The sequence below is a fragment of the Streptomyces sp. NPDC050164 genome (assembly GCF_044459945.1).
GTDB lineage: Bacteria > Actinomycetota > Actinomycetes > Streptomycetales > Streptomycetaceae > Streptomyces > Streptomyces coeruleorubidus_A.
Genome location: NZ_JBITJK010000033.1, coordinates 36,390 through 55,425, shown reverse-complemented (window position 1 = coordinate 55,425; position 19,036 = coordinate 36,390). Strand labels below are relative to the sequence as shown.

At 73.6% G+C, this 19,036-nt stretch carries 18 protein-coding genes; 9 read left to right on the top strand and 9 right to left on the bottom strand.

Annotated elements, in window-relative coordinates:
- Positions 1-91 precede the first annotated feature (91 nt).
- The 3 genes from ACIBNA_RS33170 to fxsA all read left to right on the top strand — a co-directional run bounded on the left by ACIBNA_RS33170 (position 92) and on the right by fxsA (position 3,702).
- Positions 92-1,693 (top strand): amidohydrolase, encoded by a 1,602-nt coding sequence (locus tag ACIBNA_RS33170; RefSeq protein ID WP_399168885.1) that lies wholly within the window; start codon positions 92-94, stop codon positions 1,691-1,693.
- 535 nt (positions 1,694-2,228) lie between these two features.
- The gene (locus ACIBNA_RS33165; RefSeq protein ID WP_399168884.1) at positions 2,229-3,032 is read left to right on the top strand and encodes a polyprenol monophosphomannose synthase; all 804 of its coding nucleotides are present in this window, start codon (positions 2,229-2,231) and stop codon (positions 3,030-3,032) included.
- A 94-nt stretch (positions 3,033-3,126) separates the two neighbouring features.
- Positions 3,127-3,702, top strand: a complete 576-nt coding sequence (gene fxsA, locus ACIBNA_RS33160) for an FxsA family membrane protein (protein WP_399168883.1) — start codon at positions 3,127-3,129, stop codon at positions 3,700-3,702.
- Between the two features lie 133 nt (positions 3,703-3,835).
- Here the strand turns inward: fxsA and ACIBNA_RS33155 are convergent, their stop codons facing one another.
- The 4 genes from ACIBNA_RS33155 to ACIBNA_RS33140 all read right to left on the bottom strand — a co-directional run bounded on the left by ACIBNA_RS33155 (position 3,836) and on the right by ACIBNA_RS33140 (position 7,289).
- The gene (locus ACIBNA_RS33155; protein ID WP_003977404.1) at positions 3,836-4,210 is read right to left on the bottom strand and encodes an RNA polymerase-binding protein RbpA; all 375 of its coding nucleotides are present in this window, start codon (positions 4,208-4,210) and stop codon (positions 3,836-3,838) included.
- 266 nt (positions 4,211-4,476) lie between these two features.
- On the bottom strand, positions 4,477-5,823 hold the full coding sequence (locus tag ACIBNA_RS33150) for an MFS transporter (RefSeq protein ID WP_399168882.1): 1,347 nt from the start codon (positions 5,821-5,823) through the stop codon (positions 4,477-4,479).
- A 48-nt stretch (positions 5,824-5,871) separates the two neighbouring features.
- A complete protein-coding gene (locus ACIBNA_RS33145; protein ID WP_399168881.1) occupies positions 5,872-6,639 on the bottom strand; it encodes a glycerophosphodiester phosphodiesterase in 768 nt (255 codons plus the stop codon).
- On the bottom strand, positions 6,636-7,289 hold the full coding sequence (locus ACIBNA_RS33140; RefSeq protein ID WP_399168929.1) for a YitT family protein: 654 nt from the start codon (positions 7,287-7,289) through the stop codon (positions 6,636-6,638). The genes ACIBNA_RS33145 and ACIBNA_RS33140 overlap by 4 nt, the downstream gene beginning before the upstream one ends.
- A gap of 100 nt (positions 7,290-7,389) precedes the next feature.
- On the opposite strand from ACIBNA_RS33140, the gene ACIBNA_RS33135 reads away from it, so the two are divergent.
- Complete coding sequence (locus ACIBNA_RS33135) at positions 7,390-8,889, top strand: PLP-dependent aminotransferase family protein (RefSeq protein ID WP_399168880.1); 1,500 nt, start codon at positions 7,390-7,392, stop codon at positions 8,887-8,889.
- A 42-nt stretch (positions 8,890-8,931) separates the two neighbouring features.
- On the opposite strand, the gene ACIBNA_RS33130 is transcribed toward ACIBNA_RS33135, so the two are convergent.
- The gene (locus ACIBNA_RS33130) at positions 8,932-10,626 is read right to left on the bottom strand and encodes a hypothetical protein (RefSeq protein ID WP_399168879.1); all 1,695 of its coding nucleotides are present in this window, start codon (positions 10,624-10,626) and stop codon (positions 8,932-8,934) included.
- 52 nt (positions 10,627-10,678) lie between these two features.
- Positions 10,679-10,873 carry a hypothetical protein gene (locus ACIBNA_RS33125; protein ID WP_190051902.1) on the bottom strand — a complete coding sequence of 65 codons (195 nt, stop codon included), beginning with the start codon at positions 10,871-10,873 and terminating at the stop codon, positions 10,679-10,681.
- 299 nt (positions 10,874-11,172) lie between these two features.
- Here ACIBNA_RS33125 and ACIBNA_RS33120 point away from each other — a divergent pair, with 299 nt between their 5' ends.
- From ACIBNA_RS33120 to ACIBNA_RS33100, 5 genes are all read left to right on the top strand, one after another.
- A complete protein-coding gene (locus ACIBNA_RS33120; protein WP_399168878.1) occupies positions 11,173-11,565 on the top strand; it encodes an ankyrin repeat domain-containing protein in 393 nt (130 codons plus the stop codon).
- Between the two features lie 300 nt (positions 11,566-11,865).
- Positions 11,866-13,284 carry a HEAT repeat domain-containing protein gene (locus ACIBNA_RS33115; RefSeq protein ID WP_399168877.1) on the top strand — a complete coding sequence of 473 codons (1,419 nt, stop codon included), beginning with the start codon at positions 11,866-11,868 and terminating at the stop codon, positions 13,282-13,284.
- Positions 13,285-13,493: 209 nt separating this feature from the next.
- Positions 13,494-14,621: a glycosyltransferase family 4 protein gene (locus ACIBNA_RS33110; RefSeq protein ID WP_399168876.1), complete on the top strand. Its 1,128-nt coding sequence runs from the start codon at positions 13,494-13,496 to the stop codon at positions 14,619-14,621.
- The gene (locus ACIBNA_RS33105) at positions 14,618-15,805 is read left to right on the top strand and encodes a glycosyltransferase (RefSeq protein WP_399168875.1); all 1,188 of its coding nucleotides are present in this window, start codon (positions 14,618-14,620) and stop codon (positions 15,803-15,805) included. The genes ACIBNA_RS33110 and ACIBNA_RS33105 overlap by 4 nt, the downstream gene beginning before the upstream one ends.
- Positions 15,802-16,731 carry an SGNH/GDSL hydrolase family protein gene (locus tag ACIBNA_RS33100; RefSeq protein WP_399168874.1) on the top strand — a complete coding sequence of 310 codons (930 nt, stop codon included), beginning with the start codon at positions 15,802-15,804 and terminating at the stop codon, positions 16,729-16,731. Before ACIBNA_RS33105 ends, ACIBNA_RS33100 begins: the two co-directional genes overlap by 4 nt.
- Before the next feature lie 33 nt (positions 16,732-16,764).
- Here the strand turns inward: ACIBNA_RS33100 and ACIBNA_RS33095 are convergent, their stop codons facing one another.
- From ACIBNA_RS33095 to ACIBNA_RS33085, 3 genes are read right to left on the bottom strand one after another with little or no spacing between them, the layout of a single operon-like run.
- On the bottom strand, positions 16,765-17,634 hold the full coding sequence (locus tag ACIBNA_RS33095) for a biotin-dependent carboxyltransferase family protein (protein ID WP_399168873.1): 870 nt from the start codon (positions 17,632-17,634) through the stop codon (positions 16,765-16,767).
- Positions 17,631-18,257, bottom strand: coding sequence for a 5-oxoprolinase subunit PxpB (pxpB, locus tag ACIBNA_RS33090; protein WP_399168872.1), 627 nt, complete (start codon positions 18,255-18,257; stop codon positions 17,631-17,633). Before pxpB ends, ACIBNA_RS33095 begins: the two co-directional genes overlap by 4 nt.
- Positions 18,254-19,012, bottom strand: coding sequence for a LamB/YcsF family protein (locus ACIBNA_RS33085; RefSeq protein ID WP_399168871.1), 759 nt, complete (start codon positions 19,010-19,012; stop codon positions 18,254-18,256). The genes pxpB and ACIBNA_RS33085 overlap by 4 nt, the downstream gene beginning before the upstream one ends.
- Positions 19,013-19,036: the final 24 nt, after the last annotated feature.

Here is a 19,036-nt window from a genome sequence, read left to right as displayed (position 1 = left end):
CCGGTCTGTGCCCACGCGGCGGAGGCGCACATCGATACAGCCCCGCGCCCCTTTTTAGGGCGTTGAGGTGAGGCCTGTGAGACTGTGCTCCATGAGTGAGTCCACCGCCCCGCCGAAGACCGTCCTGCTCCGTCGTGGAGAGGTGCACAGCCCCGCCGATCCGTTCGCGACCGCCATGGTCGTGGAGCGGGGGCAGGTCGCCTGGGTCGGTTCGGAGGGGGCCGCCGATGCCTTCGCGGACGGCGTCGACGAGGTGATCGACCTGGACGGGGCGCTGGTCACTCCGGCGTTCACGGACGCCCATGTGCACACCACCGCCACCGGCCTGGCTCTCACCGGCCTCGACCTGTCCGCCGCCCCCTCCCTCGAGGCCGCACTGGCCCTCGTACGGGACTTCGCCACCGCGCGGCCGGACGACCCCGTGCTGCTCGGGCACGGCTGGGACGCCGCCCGCTGGCCCGGCGGCCGTCCTCCGACGCGAGCCGAACTCGACGAGGCCACCGGCCACCGGCCCCTCTACCTCAGCCGGATCGACGTCCACTCGGCGGTCGTCACGACGGCCCTGCTCGACCTGGTCCCCGGCGTCCCCCGCGAGGACGGACCGCTCACCGCCGATGCCCACCACGCCGTCCGCGCCGCCGCGTTCGCGGCCGTGACGCCCCGGCAGCGCACCGACGCCCAGCGATCCGCCCTCGCGCACGCCGCCTCGCTCGGCATCGGCACGGTCCACGAGTGCGCCGGCCCCGAGATCTCCTCCGAGGACGACTTCACCGGCCTGCTGCGCCTCGCCGCCGAGGAGCCCGGTCCCCGCGTCGTCGGCTACTGGGCCGAGCAGGACGTCGCCAAGGCCCGGCAGCTGGGCGCGATCGGCGCCGCGGGCGACCTGTTCGTCGACGGCGCCCTCGGCTCGCACACGGCCTGCCTGCACGAGCCGTACGCCGACGCCGGTCACACCGGGACGGCCTACCTGGACGCCGCCGCGGTCGCCGCCCACGTCGTTGCCTGCACCGAGGCGGGTCTCCAGGCCGGGTTCCACGCCATCGGCGACGCGGCGGTGGACGCCGTGGTCGAGGGCGTACGCGCCGTGGCCGAGAAGCTGGGCCTCGCCCGGGTCCGGGCCGCCCGGCACCGGGTCGAGCACGCCGAGATGCTCACGCCCGAGACCGTCGCGGCCTTCGCCGAGCTGGGTCTCACCGCCTCCGTGCAGCCCGCCTTCGACGCCCTGTGGGGTGGCGAGGACGGCATGTACGCGCAGCGACTGGGGATCGAGCGGGCGCGTGCGCTGAACCCCTACGCGGCGCTGCTGCGTGCCGGTGTGCCGCTCGCATTCGGCTCCGACAGCCCCGTCACACCCCTCGACCCCTGGGGCACGGTCCGGGCCGCCGCCTTCCACCGCACGCCGGAGCACCGCGTCTCCGTGCGCGCCGCGTTCACGGCGCACACGCGCGGCGGCTGGCGGGCCGTCGGACGGGACGACGCGGGCGTCCTGGCGCCGGGCGCGCCCGCCGACTACGCGGTGTGGCGCACCGGCGAACTCGTGGTCCAGGCCCCGGACGACCGGGTCGCCCGCTGGTCGACGGACCCCCGCTCGGGCACCCCCGGCCTGCCCGATCTGACCCCGGGCCGTGACCTGCCCGTCTGTCTGCGCACCGTGGTGGGCGGACGCACGGTCTTCGTACGGCCGGGCGAGTGATCTACGGGGGTGGCGCGCATGCGATCGTGCGCCGCGCCCCCGTCGCGCGACCTGCGCATCCTCCGCACTGACCAGGGCTTTGCCGGTATATGCACAGGTCAAACGGCTGTTGACAGGCGGCCGCAGGGGGCCGGTAGGTTCTGCCGAGTCCACCACCGGACGCCCGAGGCGGGGAACGTCCGCGCACTCGCCGCAGCGCCGCCGGGTCAGGGACGGTGTGCCGCACCGGGGCACCGCCACTGGGAGCCAGGCTCAGGCCGGCGCGGCGCCGAGGCAGCGTTCCGGCCGGTCGGGGAGGTGTGACCCGGGTGGGGCCCGGGCGCTCAGTAGACAACGGCTTTCGGTTGATCCGCAGCCAGCGGATCCCAGGTCGGCCCGAAGGGCGCCGGGCCCCCATCCGCCGTACGCTCTCAGCCGAAGGCGCATTCTTACCCGCGTCTTGCTGATTCGACACCACGATTCGAACGTCCTGTCACGTCATCGCAGGCCGGGCCCACTATGGTGGACCCCTGCGTACGGACATGAAGGGGCATCAGTGAACGACGGCGACGGAACCCTCGTGGCAGGAGCCCAGGGGAGGAAGTTCGGCCCGCTCGGCACGGCCTTGGTGATCATCCCGACCTACAACGAGGCGGAGAACATCAAGAGCATCGTCGGCCGGGTGCGCGAGGCCGTCCCCGAGGCGCACGTACTCGTGGCCGACGACAACAGCCCGGACGGCACGGGGAAGCTGGCCGACGAGCTGACCGTCGACGACGACCACGTCCACGTGCTGCACCGCAAGGGCAAGGAGGGCCTGGGCGCCGCCTACCTCGCAGGCTTCCGCTGGGGGCTGGAGCGCGGCTACGGCGTGCTGGTCGAGATGGACGCCGACGGCTCCCACCAGCCCGAGGAACTGCCCCGTCTGCTCACCGCCCTGAAGAGCGCCGACCTGGTGCTCGGCTCGCGCTGGGTGCCCGGCGGCCGGGTGGTGAACTGGCCGAAGTCCCGCGAGGTGATCTCCCGGGGCGGCAGCCTCTACTCCCGGCTGGCGCTCGACCTGCCGCTGCGCGACATCACCGGCGGCTACCGCGCCTTCCGCCGCGAGACCCTGGAGGGCCTCGGCCTCGACGAGGTCGCCTCCCAGGGCTACTGCTTCCAGGTCGACCTCGCCCGCCGCGCGGTCAAGGCCGGCTACCACGTCGTCGAGGTGCCCATCACCTTCGTCGAGCGCGAACACGGCGACTCCAAGATGAGCCGCGACATCCTCGTCGAGGCGCTGTGGCGGGTCACGGCGTGGGGCGTGGGGGAGCGGGTCGGCAAGGTCACGGGCCGCGGCGGCAAGCCGTCGAAGCCGTAGCCGCAGGCCGGGCAGCTGCCCGGCCCGGCCGCTCACAGGAACAGCTGATCGTGGCCTTATCCCGTGCTGAGCCGGGGCCAGGCACACTGGAGGCATGACGACTGGCGCTCAGACTCCCAGGTCCCCCGCCCGGCCCCGGCGCTCCCGGCTGCGCACGTTCCTGCCGTTGGGCATCGCCGCCTGGCTCGTGCTGGAGATCTGGCTGCTGACACTGGTCGCGGGGGCGTCGAGCGGACTGGCGGTCTTCCTCGTCCTGCTGGCGGGCTTCATCCTCGGCTCGGTCGTCATCAAGCGGGCCGGCCGGCGGGCCTTCCGCAACCTCTCCGAGGCGGTGCAACAGCAGCAGAGCGGCGTGATGCCCGCGGCGGCCCGGCCGAACAGCGAGGGCAACGGCCTGATGATGCTCGGCGGACTGCTGCTCATGATCCCCGGCCTGGTGTCGGACGCGGTGGGCCTGCTCCTGCTGCTGCCCCCGGTCCAGAAGGCCGTGAGCCGCTCCGCCGAGCGCACCTTCGAGCGCAAGCTCCGCGAGGCCGATCCGGGCACCCTGGGCGGCGCCTTCCAGCAGGCCCGTATGTACCGGCCCGACGGCAAGGTCGTCCAGGGCGAGGTCATCAGGGACGAGCCGGGCGACACGCCGCAGGAGCCGCGCCCGCCGCTGACCCACTGAGCGTCCCGGCGTCCGGGCGCATTCGGCAGGAGCCGCAAGAGCGCGTGCACGACAAAAACCGCGGGCGCCGTACTTCACGTACGGCGCCCGCGGTCCTTGACGCGCTGTAACTTCGGCCAGGCCCCGGAGGGACTTACGCCGACTTGCGGCTGTCTCGCGGATGAACCGCGATGTTCATCGCACCGGAGCGCAGAACCGCCAGGCGCTCCTCGAGGACCTCTTCGAGTTCCTCACGGGTGCGCCGCTCCATCAGCATGTCCCAATGCGTACGCGCGGGCTTGGCCTTCTTCTCTTCCGGGCCATCGCCGTCCACGAGGAGTGCCTGGGCCCCGCAGACCTTGCACTCCCACTCCGGCGGGATCTCCGCCTCGACCGAGAAGGGCATCTCAAACCGGTGCCCCTTCTCGCATGCGTACTCCACGGCCTGGCGCGGGGCCAGGTCGATGCCGCGGTCCGTCTCGTAGCTGGTCACCACGAGGCGCGTGCCGCGAAGAGCTCGCTCACTCATGAATCGTGCCTCCCGGGCTTGTCGCCCACAGGACAGGTGTCGCTGTCGTCGTCATCCGGTCAACGTCCGGTCGGCGGTAAAGATTCCCGTTCCGAGTCCCGTTCCGGGTCATGCGTCGCCGTCGTAGCCGCCCTTGTTGTACCCACCAGCGCCCGGTTTGTCACATCTACTAGCAGATGTAACCCAGCGTTTCGGCATCTTTGACGCGCAGTAACGGTACGCCTGGCAGGCCAAACGCGTACACTACAGCCCTTTCGCGCCGGATACTAAATCCTGTCGGGAACCGGGTTCCCCGCTTCTTCGATCGCACGCCGCACCGGAACCCGCGCCAGCAGGGCGAACCCGATGACGAAGAAGCTCACCAGCGAGATGATCGCGTCCCGGTAGCTCCCGGTCAGCTGATAGGTGAGCCCGAACAGCAGCGGCCCGAGCCAGCTCATTGCGCGGTCGCTCATCTCGTACGCGGAGAAGTATTCGGCCTCCTTGCCGGGCGGGACGAGATGGGAGAACAGGGACCGGGACAGCGCCTGGCTGCCGCCGAGGACCAGGCCGATGCCGGCGGCCAGGACGAAGAACCACACCGGCGCCCCGGGCGGCAGGAAGTACCCGGCGGCCAGCGTCACCGTCCACGCGACCAGCGAGCCGAGGATCGTGCGCTTGGCCCCGTAGGTCCGGGCCAGCCGGCCCATCGTCAGCGCGCCCGCCACCGCCAGCACCTGCACGAGCAGGATGGCGCCGATCAGGGTGGACTGCCCGAGGCCGAGTTCCTTGGAGCCGTAGACCGAGGCCTGGGAGATCACCGTCTGGATGCCGTCGTTGTAGACGAGGTACGCGAGCAGGAAGGCGAGGGTCAGCGGGTGGCGGCGCATGTCGCGGACGGTCGCCGCGAGCTGCCGGAACCCCGGGAGGGCCGCCCCCCGCGCGGCGGACCTGCGATCGCGCAGCCGTGTCAGCGGGATGAGGGCGAAGGCGCCCCACCACAGGCCGGCCGACGCCAGGCAGATGCGGACCGCCGTGCTCTCGGAGACACCGAAGCTGTCGTGCCCGGTGTACAGGACCAGGTTGGCGACGAGGACCAGCGACCCGGCCGCGTAGCCGAAGGCCCAGCCGCGGGAGGAGACCGCGTCCCGTTGCTCGGGCGGGGCGATCTGCGGCAGGTAGGAGTTGTAGAGCATCATCGCCACGGACTGCGCGGCGTTCGCGACGATCAGGAGCGCCCCGCCGAGCAGGTAGCGGTCACCGTCCAGGAAGAACATGGCCGTCGTGGCCGTGGCTCCCAGGTAGGCGGCGGCCGCGAGGAGGGGTTTCTTGCGGCCGGTGCGGTCGGCGGCGGCGCCCACCAGGGGCATCACCAGTACGGCCACGATCACCGACAGGGACACCGAGTACGCGAAGAAGGACCCGGCGCGCACCGGGATCCCGAGGGGGTGGACGTACCCGTCGGCGTCGGCCGCCGACTCGGCGACCGACGTCAGATACGGGCCCAGGAACACGGTGAGCACGCTCGTCGAGTAGACGGAGCACGCCCAGTCGTAGAAGTACCAGCCGCGCTGCTGGCGTCTGAGCTCAGCTGCCCCGTCGGCCGGCGGTGTCCGCGCGGTGTCGGTACCCACCCGTGCCCTCGCTTCCCCGTGGAGGCGCGGAGGCGCAGGTGCCGGGTCTCAGACCCAGACGCCGCGGTCCTCCATGACCTTGCGCAACGTGTCGATGTGATCGGTCATGATGCCATCCACGCCGAGGTCCAGAAGCCGGTGCATGCTCTCGGGGTCGTTGACGGTCCACACGTGCACCTGGAGCCCGCGCGCGTGGGCGACGTGGAGGAAACGCCGGTCCACGACCTGGATGCCGGACTGGATCTCGGGAACCTGGGCGGCGACCGCCGAGCGGCGCACCGCCGCCGGCAGCCCCCAGGAGCGCAGCCGCAGGTTGAGCACCCCCCGGGTGCCGTACGAGGTGGCCAGGCGCGGGCCGGCCAGCCGCTGGGCGCGCACCACGCGGGCCTCGGAGAACGAGCCGAGACAGATCCGGTCCCAGGAGTTCGTCCGGCCGACCAGGTCGAGGAAGGGCGGCAGGGCGGCCTCGGCCTTGACGTCGACGTTCCAGCGCACGTCGGGGAAGGTCTCCAGGAGCTCCTCGAAGAGCGGCACCGGTTCCTCGCCCGCCACGCGCGCGTGGCGCACCTCCTGCCACGGCAGGTCGGCGATCCGGCCCGCCCCGTCCGTCACGGGGTCCAGGGTCGCGTCGTGGAAGGCGACGAGTTTGCCGTCCCGGGTGGCGTGGACGTCGGTCTCGATGTACCGGTAGCCCGCCTCGACGGCGCACCGGAACTGCCGCGCGGTGTTCTCCAGGCCGGCCGCGGCCCCGCCCCGGTGAGCGAAGGCGATCGGGCCGGGATGGTCGAGGTAGGGGTGGCGTATCCGCGGGGTCACGGACGCAGTATCGCTCCTCGGGGTTGACCGGTGGCAACGACCGCGCTGCCGCCGGATGCCGAGGGGACGGCGAACACGCGCAGGAACAGCTGGGCGAGCGGGCCGATCGCCACCGCGTACAGGAGGGTGCCGATGCCGACGGTGCCGCCCAGGACGAAGCCGGTCGCCACGACCGTGAACTCGATGACCGTGCGCACCAGGCGGATCGAGACCCCCGTGCGCTGGTGCAGTCCCGTCATCAGGCCGTCGCGCGGCCCCGGGCCGAAGCGCGCCGCGATGTACAGCCCGGTCGCGGCGCCGTTCAGGACGATTCCCGCCACCAGCAGTGTCCCGCGCACGGCCAGGCCGTGCGCGTCGGGCACCAGGGCGAGCGTCGCGTCCATCGCCACGCCGATGACCAGCACGTTGGAGATCGTGCCCAGGCCCGGCCGCTGGCGCAGCGGGATCCACGCGAGCAGCACCGCGGCGCCCACGATGGTCAGCACGACGCCGATCGACAGTCCCGTCAGCTCGGCGAGACCCTGGTGCAGCACGTTCCACGGCTCCAGCCCGAAACCCGACCTGACGAGCAGCGCCGAACTCGCGCCGTACAGCGCGAGACCGGCGTAGAGCTGTGTCAGCCGCCGGGCGAGCCGCCGCCGCGTGGCCATGATGTGCCCCCCTGTGGTGTCAGTGGACTGCTGCATGACACCCTGTGGCTTGGATGGAGAGGTCATCCATGGCCAATCCGGGGAAGGTGGACTGATTCTCATGGCGCAGTGGACCTCGGCCGTGGGTGCGGCGCAGCTCGCACGGCTGCTCAACTCCCAGCAGGACCGCCCGGCAGGGCCCGGCACGCGCCGGCCGCCCGCCTACCGCGCGCTCGCCGACGGCGTCCGCCTGCTGGTGCTCGAAGGGCGGGTCCCGGTGGCCGCCCGGCTGCCCGCCGAGCGGGAACTCGCGCTCTCCCTGTCCGTCAGCCGTACGACGGTCGCCGCCGCGTACGAGGCGCTGCGCAGTGAGGGGTTCCTGGAGTCCCGGCGCGGCGCGGGCAGTTGGACCGCCGTACCGGCCGGGAACCCGCTGCCCGCGCGTGGGCTGGAACCCCTGCCGCCCGAGGCCCTCGGCTCGATGATCGACCTGGGCTGTGCGGCGCTTCCGGCCCCCGAGCCGTGGCTGACCCGGGCCGTGCGGGGCGCGCTGGAGGAACTGCCGCCGTACGCGCACACGCACGGCGACTATCCCGCGGGGCTGCCCGCGCTGCGGTCGATGATCGCCGAGCGCTACACCGCGCGCGGGATCCCGACCATGCCCGAGCAGATCATGGTGACGACCGGGGCGATGGGGGCGATCGACGCGATCTGTCATCTGTTCGCCGGGCGGGGCGAGCGCATCGCCGTCGAGTCGCCCTCGTACGCCAACATCCTTCAACTGATGCGGGAGGCTGGGGCCCGGCTCGTGCCCGTGGCGATGGCCGAGGGGCTCACCGGGTGGGACATGGACCGCTGGCGGCAGGTCCTGCGGGACGCCGCGCCCCGGATCGCGTACGTCGTCGCCGACTTCCACAACCCGACCGGTGCGCTCGCCGACGAGGACCAGCGACGGCAGCTGGTCGACGCGGCCAGGTCCGCGGGGACCGTGCTGATCGCCGACGAGACGATGACCGAGCTGTGGCTCGACCCGGACGTGCGGATGCCGCGGCCGGTGTGTGCCTTCGACCCGGCCGGGTCGACGGTGATCACCGTGGGGTCGGCGAGCAAGGCCTTCTGGGCCGGGATGCGCATCGGCTGGGTGCGGGCCGCGCCGGACGTGATCCGCAGCCTGGTCGCGGCGCGGGCGTACGCCGACCTCGGCACGCCCGTACTGGAGCAGCTGGCCGTCAACTGGCTGTTGGGTACGGGGGGTTGGGAGCAGGCCGTGGAGCTGAGGCGCGAGCAGGCGCGGGAGAACCGGGACGAGATCGTGGCGGCGGTGCGGCGGGAGCTGCCCGAGTGGGAGTTCGAGGTGCCGCGGGGCGGGCTGACGCTGTGGGTGCGGACGGGCGGTCTGTCCGGGTCGCGGCTCGCCGAGGCCGGGGAGCGGGTGGGCGTGCGGGTGCCGTCCGGGCCGCGGTTCGGGGTGGACGGGGCGTTCGAGGGGTATGTGCGGTTGCCGTTCACCGTGGGGGGTGCGGTGGCTGAGGAGGCGGCTGTGCGGTTGGCCGCGGCGGCGCGGATCGTGGAGGACGGGGGTGTGGGAGCGGGCGAGTCGCCGCGTACGTTCGTGGCGTAGCGCCCGCAACTGCGGCGATGGGACTGGCCTGACCGACCGCGGCTAGGGCGCCTTTGAGGGTTTCGTCAGTACGGGTACCGGCTTTCGTTCTGCCGGTTCAGTCGGTTCCGTCAGTACCGGTACTGGCTCGGGTTCCGCCGGCTCGGGCTCCGGCACCGTCTCCGGTTCGACCGGCTCCGGTTCTCCCTGCGTCGGATCCGGATCGGGCACCGTCTCCCCGTCCGCCGGTGTCGTGCGGGGCGGGAGGAGGTCCAGTACCGCCTGGCGGTGGGCGTCGGACGTGGCGTCGTCGTAGGGGTTGGGGGTCGCCGGGACCTGGAGGCGGTGGACCGGGCCCGTGCCCAGGCGGGCGTAGCCGCGGCCGGGTGGGACCTGGTCGACGGGGGTGGTGTGCGGGGGTGCGCCCAGGACGGACTCGACCTGGGCGGCCGTCGCCGGGCCGAGGACCACACGCGCGCGGGTGTGCTGCCGTACGGCGTCGGTGAGCGTGTCGACGCTGTCGAGCTGGTCGGCCACCACCACCGTCACGTTCGCCGGGCGGCCGTGCCGCAGGGGGACCTGGAGGAGGGACTGCGGGTCCTTGCGGTCGTCGGCGGCGGCCAGGTGGGTGAACGCCGTCGGGCGGTCCAGGAGGATCCACACAGGACGCTTGGTGTCCTCGGGCGGCGGGTGGCCCGCCTGATGGGCACGGTTGGCGGCGATGAGGCGGCGCTCGGTCTCGTGCGCGGCCCACTCCAGGCTGGCCAGCGCCCCGGTGAGCCCGCACTCGACGGCCAGGACGCCGTCCCGTCCGGTCAGGCAGGCGTACTCGCCGGTGCCGCCGCCGTCGACGATCACCACGTCGCCGTGCTGGAGGGCCTGCAGGGCGATGGACCGCAGCAGGGTCGAGGTGCCGCTGCCCGGCTGACCGAGGGCGAGCAGATGGGGCTCGGTCGAGCGCAGGCCCGTGCGCCAGACGACCGGGGGCACGTCCCGTTGCTGCTCGCCGTGGGTGAGGGGGAGCGTGCGCCGGACCTGCGTGGGGTCGGTGAAGCCGAGGACCGTCTCGCCGGGAGTGGTGACGAAACGCTGGGCGGCGATGTCGACGGGCAGCGGCAGGAGCACGCTGACCGTCAACTGGTTGCCCTCCTCGTCCCACGTGAAGTGGTATTCGCGGCCACGGCCCGACTTGGCCGCGAGCAGGTGCTCGATCCGCGCGCGGGCCTCGGCCTCACCGTCGGTGAAGTACGCCGGGTAGCGGACCACCAGGTGCGAGATCCGGCCGCCGCTGTCGAACGCGTAGGTCGGGAAGGCCTTGTCCCACGCACTGCCGTGGGCGTAGAGCGGCTCGGGGTCCTCGGCAGTGGAGAAGTACGGCACGAGGGCCTCGTAGAGCGCCTTGAGGCGTTCTGTCTGCGACTCGTCGGGTCCGTCGGATGCCGTCGGGGTACGCTCCCGGCCCTTCCAGGCCGCAGCCGCCATCAGGGTGACGGCGGCGAGCAGCGGTCCGTACGGCAGCAGCGCCACGACCAGCATCACGGAGGCCACGAGGAACAGCAGCGCCGAGCGTTTCTCCTTGGGGGTCTCGATCCATCTGCGCCGCCCGGCCGCTGCCAGCCGGCGCAGACCCCGGGTGATCGTGATCAACGGGTGGAGGACGTCGGTGGCGCTGTCGGCCGCCGTCCGGGCCAGCTCCCGGCTCCGGGCGAGCTGCGCGCCGCCGTTGCTCAGAATGCGGGGGAGGGGGCGCCGAGCCACTGCTGCCTCCAGAGAGTGCGTACGGGCGGGATGCGTACGGGGAGTGGGATCGTCAGAACCTGATTCCGCCCAGGAGGCTCGCCAGGCTCTCGCCGCCCGCCTTGATGCTCGGGGCGATGGCCGTGCTCGCCAGATAGAAGCCGAACAGCATCGCGACCACCGCGTGCGACGCCTTCAGGCCGTCCTTGCGGAGAAAGATGAAGACGACGATGCCGAGCAGGACCACGCCTGAGATGGAGAGGATCATTTGAGTTCTCCTGGTTCGCGGGGACAGTCACCATGAGTACTTCCAGGCTCACAGGATGTATCCATACGATAAAAGGTGCAACTGGGTTAAATTCGGACTATTTCCCCCGACTGGTGGAGTGGTCCCCGGCTCGGTCGCGCTGGGCGGTTGCGCTCGGCGAGGTCTGCGGTGATCTTTACCTCGGGCACATCGGGTCATGTGCCGCGCGAGCCAGTACCCTGGCGATTCACTCGTACGGCTGCACCGCTGGCAGGCGTACGCACCCGACGTGACGTGTGACGTGAGAGGCGGTCCGGCCGATGACCGAAGCCCCCGACCCCGAGGTCGTGGAGCTGGCGACCAAGATCTTCGATCTGGCCCGGCGGGGACAGACCGAGGCGCTCGTGGCGTACGTCGACGCGGGCGTTCCGGCCAACCTCACCAACGACCGCGGTGACTCCCTCGTGATGCTCGCCGCCTACCACGGCCACGCCGAGGCGGTACGCGCGCTGCTGGCCCGCGGTGCCGAGGCCGACCGGGTGAACGACCGAGGCCAGACCCCGCTCGCGGGAGCGGCCTTCAAGGGCGAGACGGACGTCATCAAGGCCCTCCTGGAGGGCGGCGCCGATCCGTCCGCCGGCACCCCCTCGGCGGTCGACACCGCCCGGATGTTCGGCCGGACGGAATTGCTCGAACTGTTCGGTGAGCGCTGAGCCGGCCAGTCTGACCTGGAACGACAACGAAAACGGGGGAGGCGGGACGGGGCCGCCGAAATTTCGGTCGCGGCAGACGGAAGTGCCGAGTCATCATGACGACGTGGTTCACGGACGTGATGGTTGGGCAGGTGTTGCCGCACCGCGCGGGCCGTGACGCGGTCCGCAAGGGCCACCGACGAGAGGCAGAGGAAGATGGTCTACAGCAAGCAGGAAACGGCGGGCACTCCGACGTGTTGTCGCGCGGCCAGGTAGTACACGTCCCCGGTTGCGTCGACGCTTGATGTGAGGCTGTTTCCCATGTTCGATCCGGTCATAGCGCCCAGCGGTACGCTGCTCGGCCTGCTCCAGCGGGGCCGCGGCGACGGCACGCTGCACGCGCTCACCGCCCCGCGCCCCGAGGCGCTCACGGCGTTGAACCACTGCGTGCTGCGCGATCCCCGCAACGACTGGCAGGTGGAGAACCGCTCCCTCTACTACGCCCGCCTCTACCTCGACCTGAACGGCGAGCTGGACGCGGTCGAGGCCCATCTCTTCGACGCCGAGGACGTCCTCGACACCGACGAGTCGCGCACCGGGCTCGCCCTCGCCGTCCTCGGGCACCTCGCCTCCTACGGCAGGCGGGACGCGCTCGAACTGCTGCGCAGGTACGCCGCCCACGGCTCCAACTGGGCCTGGGCCCTCGACGAACTGGCCCTCAGGGACGACGACGCCGGCCTGCGCGCCCTCGCCGCACCCGTCCTCGCGCGGTTCCCCGCCGATCCGGAGGGCGACGCCGAGCTGGCGGCGACCGTCCGGGACGCCTTCGAACCGCGGCCGTGGCGGCTGTGGGCCGAGGATCCGCGCGAATCCATCGCCACACGCGTGCGTGCCGCCCATGAGACGGGCTGTTTCGACCGCTGGCAGCGACAGATGCGGCCGACCGGTCCCCGCCCCGGGTGGAGCGTGCAGGCCGTCTTCGAATGGGCCCAGCAGGGCCTCGAACGAGGCGCGGCACTCCATGTCCCGGCCGCCCGATGTCTCACCGCCGTGGCGGGGCCCGAGGACCGGGCCGAGGTCATCCAGGCGGCCAAGGACGGCAGTGACGGAGCCCGGTGCACCGCCCTGCGCTACCTCGCCGACGGCAACGATCCCGACGCCCTCGTCCTGATCGAGGACGCCGTGGCCACCGGCTCGACGGTCGTCGTGGACGCCGCCGTCGACGCCTTCGAACGCATGCGTTCGCTCGCCGCCGTGGACCGGGCCCGCGGCTGGGCCCGGCGGCCGGACGCGCTGGGCGCCGCCGCCGGACGCGTCCTCGCCTGCCGGGGCGGGGCGCAGGACCGCGACCTGGTCCTCGCGGCACTACGCGAAGCCGTACGGGGTGAAGGCCCCGACGCACCGACCCTGTGGACCCTGGTCGACGGCGCCGGGCGGCTCGGCATCGCCTGCGCCGCACCCGTGCTCCGCCACGTCTACCGCGAGACCGCCTCCTCCCATCTGCGCGGCCGGGCCGCCCGTGCCCTCGCCGCCACCGACCCCTCCTTCGCCACCGGCTTCGCCGTCGAGTGCCTGTGGGACTGCGAGGAGACCACCCGCGAGATCGCCGCCCGGCACGCCGAGACCGGAGACGCCCGTGTCGTCGAGCGACTGCGCCGGCTCGCCGCCGACCCGGCCGAGGAGGCCGAGGTCCAGACGGCCGTACGCAGCCGGATCGGTCCCGAGGAGACCGCTGTGTGACCCCGCTCCGTGTGAGCGTGTGACTCCCTTCGTGCAAGGACGCCAGGGCGGAATCAGGCCGCCCGGGTGAACGGGGGATGACTCGCGGGTCAGGGGCGTATGGACAGGGCCTGACCTGCGCGGGTGCGCCTCAGAACGCTCATAGGACGTTCCACGGCCGGAAAGATCCACGTTGACGCGGCCACGTCCGGCACGGCGAGAACACGGGTATGCGTGTCGTCATCGTGACCGAATCCTTTCCCCCCGATGTGAACGGCGTGGCCCACTGCGCGCTCCAGACCGCCCGGCACCTCGTCGATCGCGGTCACGCCCCCGTCGTCGTCGCCCCGGCCCCCGCGCCAGGGCACAAGCCCGACACCAGCGCGCCGTGCCCCGTCGTCCACGTTCCCTCCCTCCCGCTCCCCGGCTACCCCCAGGTCCGCGTCGCCCTCCCCAGCCGCCGCCTGGCCGCCACCCTCATCGAGCACCGTGCCGATGTCGTCCACCTCGCCAGCCCCTTCGTCCTCGGCGTGCGCGGCATGGCAGCCGCCGCCCGCCTCGGCACCCCGGCCGTCGCCGTCTACCAGACCGACCTGGCCGGATACGCCCGTACGTACATGGGTGCCGGAGAGGCCGCCGCCTGGCGGCGGATCCGCTCCGTGCACGGCGCCGCCGACCTCACCCTCGCCCCGTCCAGCGCGGCCCTGCGCGACCTGGAGACGCACGGTGTGCCCCGGGTCGAGCTGTGGCCGCGCGGCGTCGACACCGAACGTTTCCGGCCCGACCGCCGTGACGAGGCCCTGCGTCGTGAACTCGCCCCGAACGGTGAGCTGATCGTCGGCTACGTCGGCCGGCTCGCCCCCGAGAAGCAGGTCGAACTCCTCGCCGGTGCCTGCGGCCTGCAGGGCGTCCGGGTCGTGGTCGTCGGCGACGGCCCGAGCCGGCCCGGCCTGGAGCAGGCGCTGCCCGGCGCGGTCTTCCTCGGCCGCCGCACCGGTGACGACCTCGCCCGGGTCTTCGCCTCGTTCGACGTCTTCGCGCACACGGGCCCCTTCGAGACCTTCTGCCAGACGGTCCAGGAGGCCATGGCCAGCGGCCTGCCCGTCGTGGCGCCCGCCGCGGGCGGTCCGCTGGACCTGGTCGCCCACGGGCACACCGGCCTGCTGGTGCCGCCGCGTGACGCGACCGCCGTCCGGGACGCGGTGCGGTCCCTGGCCGCCGACGCCGGGCTGCGGGCCGCCTTCGGCGCCGCCGGGCGCGCGACCGTGGAGGGCCGCACCTGGGCGGCCGTCGGGGACCAGTTGATCGGGCACTATGCGAACGTGCTCGCCGCGCGCCGGACGGCGGTGGCGGCATGAGCGACTCGCGTCCGGGCAACAGCAGCCGCCAGTCGCTTCGGATCGTGCGGCTCGCCAACTTCGTCGCGCCCGCGTCCGGCGGGCTGCGCACCGCCCTGCATGAACTCGGCAAGGGCTTCAAGGCGGCGGGGCACGAGCCCGTCCTCGTGGTCCCCGACGTGCGGATGACCGACCGGGAGACCGAGCAGGGGCGGGTGATCACGCTCCCCGGGCCGCTGCTGCCCGGCACCGGCGGCTACCGCGTGCTCGCCGACAAGCGGCGGGTGGCCCGGCTCCTGGAGGAACTCGCGCCGGACCGGCTGGAGGTGTCCGACCGTACGACCCTCAGGTGGACCGGCAGGTGGGCGCGGCGCGCCCGGGTCCCGGCCGTGATGGTCTCCCACGAGACCGCCGACGGCGTGCTGCGCACCTGGGGCCTGCCCGAGGGGGCCGCCCGGCGTGCCGCCGACGCCCTCAACGTCCGTACGGCCCACACGTACGCGCGCGTGGTGTGCACCACCGAGTTCGCCGAGCGGGAGTTCGTGCGGATCGGGGCACGCAACGTCGTCCGGGCCCCGCTGGGCGTCGACCTGGTGCAGCGGCACCCCGCGCTGCGTGACCCGGAGCTGCGGGCGCGGCACGCGCGCGTGGACGAGACGCTGCTGGTGATGTGCTCGCGGCTGTCCGTGGAGAAGCGGCCCGGCACGGCGCTGGACGCCCTGGAGGCGCTGCGGCGGCGCGGGCGCCGGGCGGTGCTGGTGGTGGCCGGGGACGGGCCGTTGCGCGCCCGGCTCGAACAGCGGGTGCGCGAGAGCGCCCTGCCGGTCACCTTCCTCGGGCACGTCTCCGACCGCGGGCTGCTCGGCGCGCTCCAGGCGTCCGCCGACGTGGCCCTGGCGCCGGGGCCCGCCGAGACGTTCGGGCTCGCCGCGCTGGAGGCCATGGCGTGCGGCACGCCCGTGGTGGCGAGCGCGTCGTCCGCGCTGCCGGAGGTGATCGGCTCCGCCGGGGCCGTCGCGGCGGACCACGGGGAGGCCTTCGCGGACGCCGTGGACCTGGTGCTGGAACGCCTGGAGGCGGACCGGCGCGAGGGGGCACGCGCGCGTGCGGAGTGCTTCGGGTGGGACGCGGCGGTCGACGCGTTCCTCGCCGCGCATGACGCGGCCGTTCCCGTACGCCCGTACGTGCCCGGGGGCGTGGCATGAGACCCGTGCGGTTCGGGGGGTCTACGCGGTTCGAGGGGCCCCCGCGGTTCGTGGCCCTCGGTGACTCGCTGACCGAGGGAGTGGGCGATCCCGTCGGCGACGGGGAGTGGCGCGGCTGGGCCGCGTTGCTCGCCGCCGGGCTCACCGAGGGACCCGTCGGTGTCGCCGAGGGACCGGCCGGGCTTGCCGAGGGACCCGCCTGGTTCACCAACCTCGCGGTGAGCGGGGCGCAGACCCGGGATGTGCTGGAGAGGCAGTTGCCCGCCGCGCTGGAGCTGCGGCCCGACCTCGTGTCCGTCGTGATCGGCGTCAACGACACCCTGCGCTGCACCTTCGACATCCAGGCCGTGGCGGCCCGGCTCGACCAGGTGTACGCGGCCTTCGCCGAGCAGGGCGCGGTCCTGCTCACCGCCTGCCTGCCCGACCCGGGCACGATGCTCGGGTTGCCGGGGGCACTGGCCCACCCGCTGGCGCGGCGGCAGCGGGTCGTGAACACGGTCGTCCACGCGCTGTCCGACCGGTACGGAGCTCTGCACCTGCACGCGTGCGAGGGCGACTGGACCACGGACCGCGCCATGTGGAGCGCGGACCGGCTGCACCCCGGGGAGCGCGGACACCGGCAGCTGGCCCTGCGCTTCCACACGCTGCTCGCGGAACACGGCCTCGCGACCGGGCCCGCGCCCTCGCCCGAGCCCGAGTTCCCCGGCCCGACCAGGTCGGCGAGCCTGTGGTGGCTGGCCACGGCCGGTACCGGCTGGGTGGCCCGCCGGTGCACCGACCTGCTGCCCCAGCTCCTGACACTCGCCGCCGACGAACTCCGGCACCGGGCCCGGGGCACGAGCGCCCGGCTCGATCTGCGGGCCTCCGCGGCCGTGTCGGCCGCGCTCGCCGCCCTGTCGGTGGCGGAGCAGCCGGACGCGGCCTGACGGGGCGGCAACGACGGACGTGGCCCGGCCGGTTCAGCGGCGCCGTACGGCCACGAAGCGGACCGGCGTGCCCGGAACCGACTGGGCGGCTGCCGCGAGGTCGGCGGCGCGGACCACCCCGATCACCGGATAGCCCCCGGTGGTCGGGTGGTCGGCGAGGAACACCACCGGCCTGCCGTCGGGCGGGACCTGGACCGCGCCCAGCACCATGCCCTCGCTGGGGAGTTCCCCGGGCCGGGCCCGCTCCAGGGCGGGCCCCTCCGTGCGCAGCCCGATGCGGTTGCTCGCGGGGGAGACCCGGTAGGGACGCGAGACGAAAGTGCGCAGGGCCTCCGGCGTGAACCAGCCGTCGCGCGGACCGAGTGTCACCCGCAGGACCAGCTCGGCCGGTGGCGCCGGCTGCGGGGCGACGTCCACGCGTGCGTGCGCGCCCGCCGGCCGGCCAAGGGGCAGCACCGTGCCGTCCGTGAGAGGGGGCGGGCCGAGCCCCGACAGCAGGTCCGTCGAGCGGCTGCCGAGCACCGGCTCGACGGCGATGCCCCCGCAGACGCCCACATAGCTGCGTACGCCCGACACGGCAGGTCCGACGTCCAGCAGCGCCCCGGCGGGCACGCGCACCGGCGCGCCCCAGGCGACGGGCCGTCCGTCCACCGTGACCCGGCAGGTGGCGCCCGCCACGGCCACGGTGACGGTCGAACGAGGGCGTACGGCACAGCCGTTGAGGGTCGTCTCCAGCACGGCCGCCGCGGGCGGATTGCCGGCCAGCCGGTTGACGAGGTCCGCCGCGGGCCGGTCCAGCGCCCCGGAGCGTGGCACCCCGAGGTGGGCGTGCCCGGGGCGCCCCAGGTCCTGCACGGTGGTCAGGGCCCCGGCCCGGACGACGGCGAGCGCACGGTCGGTCACGAGTGCCCCACCTGCTCGACGGGGACGAACCGCACGCGCGTGCCCGGCGACAGCAGCGCGGCCGGCACGCGCGCGTGGTCCCACAGGACGGCGTCCGTCGTGCCGATCAGCTGCCAGCCGCCCGGCGACGAGCGCGGGTACACGCCCGTGTACGGGCCCGCCAGCGCCACCGAACCGGCCGGGACGGCCGTGCGCGGGGTGGCCCGGCGCGGCACGTCGCAGCGCGGCGGCAGGCCGGTGAGGTAGCCGAAGCCGGGGGCGAAGCCGCAGAAGGCGACCCGGAATTCCGTCCGCGAGTGGAGACGGGCGACCTCCCGCTCGGCCACGCCCCAGTGCGCGGCGACGTCGGCCAGGTCCGGGCCGTCGTAGCGCACCGGGATCTCGACCACCGCACGCGCGCGTGGAGGAGCGGGCGGCAGCTCCGCGGCGGTCAGTTCGGCGGTCAGCCGGGCGGGGGAGTCCAGGCCGTCGAGGAGGACCGTGCGGGCCGCGGGCACGATCTCGCGGGCCGACAGCGAGCCCTCCGCGCGGCGGCGCAGCAGCTCGGCGTGCAGGGCCTGGGCCTCGTCGCCCGAGGAGACCTCGACGAGCAGGGCGTCCTCGCCGACCGGCAGGACCTTCATGCGAAGGCCTCCACCCGGACCCCCGAGGCCTCCAGCCGCTCCCGCACCCGGCGCGCCAGCTCCACCGCGCCGGGCGTGTCGCCGTGCAGGCACAGGGAACGCGCGCGTACCTCGATCCGGGTCCCCGAGTGGGAGACGACCTCGCCGGAGCGGGCCAGGCTCAGCGACCGCTCCACGACGGTGTCGGGGTCGGTGACCACGGCGCCCTCCACAGTGCGCGGCACGAGCGTGCCCGCGTCGGTGTACGCCCGGTCCGCGAACGCCTCCGTGACGACCGGCAGCCCGGCCTTCCCGGCCAGCTCAAGCAGGCGCGAGCCGGGCAGGCCCAGCACCGGCAGCGTGGCGTCCGCGAGGAGCACGCCGTCGACGACCGCGGCGGCCTGCTCCTCGTCGCGCACGACCCGGTTGTAGAGCGCGCCGTGCGGTTTCATATAGGCCACGCGGGCGCCCGCCGCGCGGGCGAAGACCTCCAGGGCGCCGATCTGGTAGGCCACCTCGGCCGCCAGCTCGGCGGGCGGCACGTCCATCGCGCGCCGCCCGAACCCGGCCAGGTCCCGGTAGGACACCTGGGCGCCGATCCGGACGCCGCGCTCGGCCGCCAGCTCGCACACCCGGCGCATGGTGACCGCGTCGCCGGCGTGGAAGCCGCACGCCACGTTGGCGCTGGTGACGACCGACAGCAGCCGTTCGTCGTCGGTGAGCCGCCAGCGGCCGAAGCCCTCGCCGAGGTCGGCGTTCAGGTCGATGGAGGTCATAGCCGTGTCGATTCTCCTGTCATC

Excerpts from the sequence above, each read along its gene's own strand:
- ACIBNA_RS33105 (WP_399168875.1), top strand. The coding sequence starts at position 14,618 with ATGAGCGACTCGCGTCCGGGCAACAGCAGCCGCCAGTCGCTTCGGATC.
- ACIBNA_RS33120 (WP_399168878.1), top strand. The coding sequence starts at position 11,173 with ATGACCGAAGCCCCCGACCCCGAGGTCGTGGAGCTGGCGACCAAGATC.
- ACIBNA_RS33135 (WP_399168880.1), top strand. The coding sequence starts at position 7,390 with ATGGCGCAGTGGACCTCGGCCGTGGGTGCGGCGCAGCTCGCACGGCTG.
- ACIBNA_RS33125 (WP_190051902.1), bottom strand. The coding sequence starts at position 10,873 with ATGATCCTCTCCATCTCAGGCGTGGTCCTGCTCGGCATCGTCGTCTTC.
- ACIBNA_RS33170 (WP_399168885.1), top strand. The coding sequence starts at position 92 with ATGAGTGAGTCCACCGCCCCGCCGAAGACCGTCCTGCTCCGTCGTGGA.
- ACIBNA_RS33100 (WP_399168874.1), top strand. The coding sequence starts at position 15,802 with ATGAGACCCGTGCGGTTCGGGGGGTCTACGCGGTTCGAGGGGCCCCCG.
- ACIBNA_RS33110 (WP_399168876.1), top strand. The coding sequence starts at position 13,494 with ATGCGTGTCGTCATCGTGACCGAATCCTTTCCCCCCGATGTGAACGGC.
- pxpB (WP_399168872.1), bottom strand. The coding sequence starts at position 18,257 with ATGAAGGTCCTGCCGGTCGGCGAGGACGCCCTGCTCGTCGAGGTCTCC.
- ACIBNA_RS33155 (WP_003977404.1), bottom strand. The coding sequence starts at position 4,210 with ATGAGTGAGCGAGCTCTTCGCGGCACGCGCCTCGTGGTGACCAGCTAC.
- ACIBNA_RS33140 (WP_399168929.1), bottom strand. The coding sequence starts at position 7,289 with ATGGCCACGCGGCGGCGGCTCGCCCGGCGGCTGACACAGCTCTACGCC.
- fxsA (WP_399168883.1), top strand. The coding sequence starts at position 3,127 with ATGACGACTGGCGCTCAGACTCCCAGGTCCCCCGCCCGGCCCCGGCGC.
- ACIBNA_RS33115 (WP_399168877.1), top strand. The coding sequence starts at position 11,866 with ATGTTCGATCCGGTCATAGCGCCCAGCGGTACGCTGCTCGGCCTGCTC.
- ACIBNA_RS33085 (WP_399168871.1), bottom strand. The coding sequence starts at position 19,012 with ATGACCTCCATCGACCTGAACGCCGACCTCGGCGAGGGCTTCGGCCGC.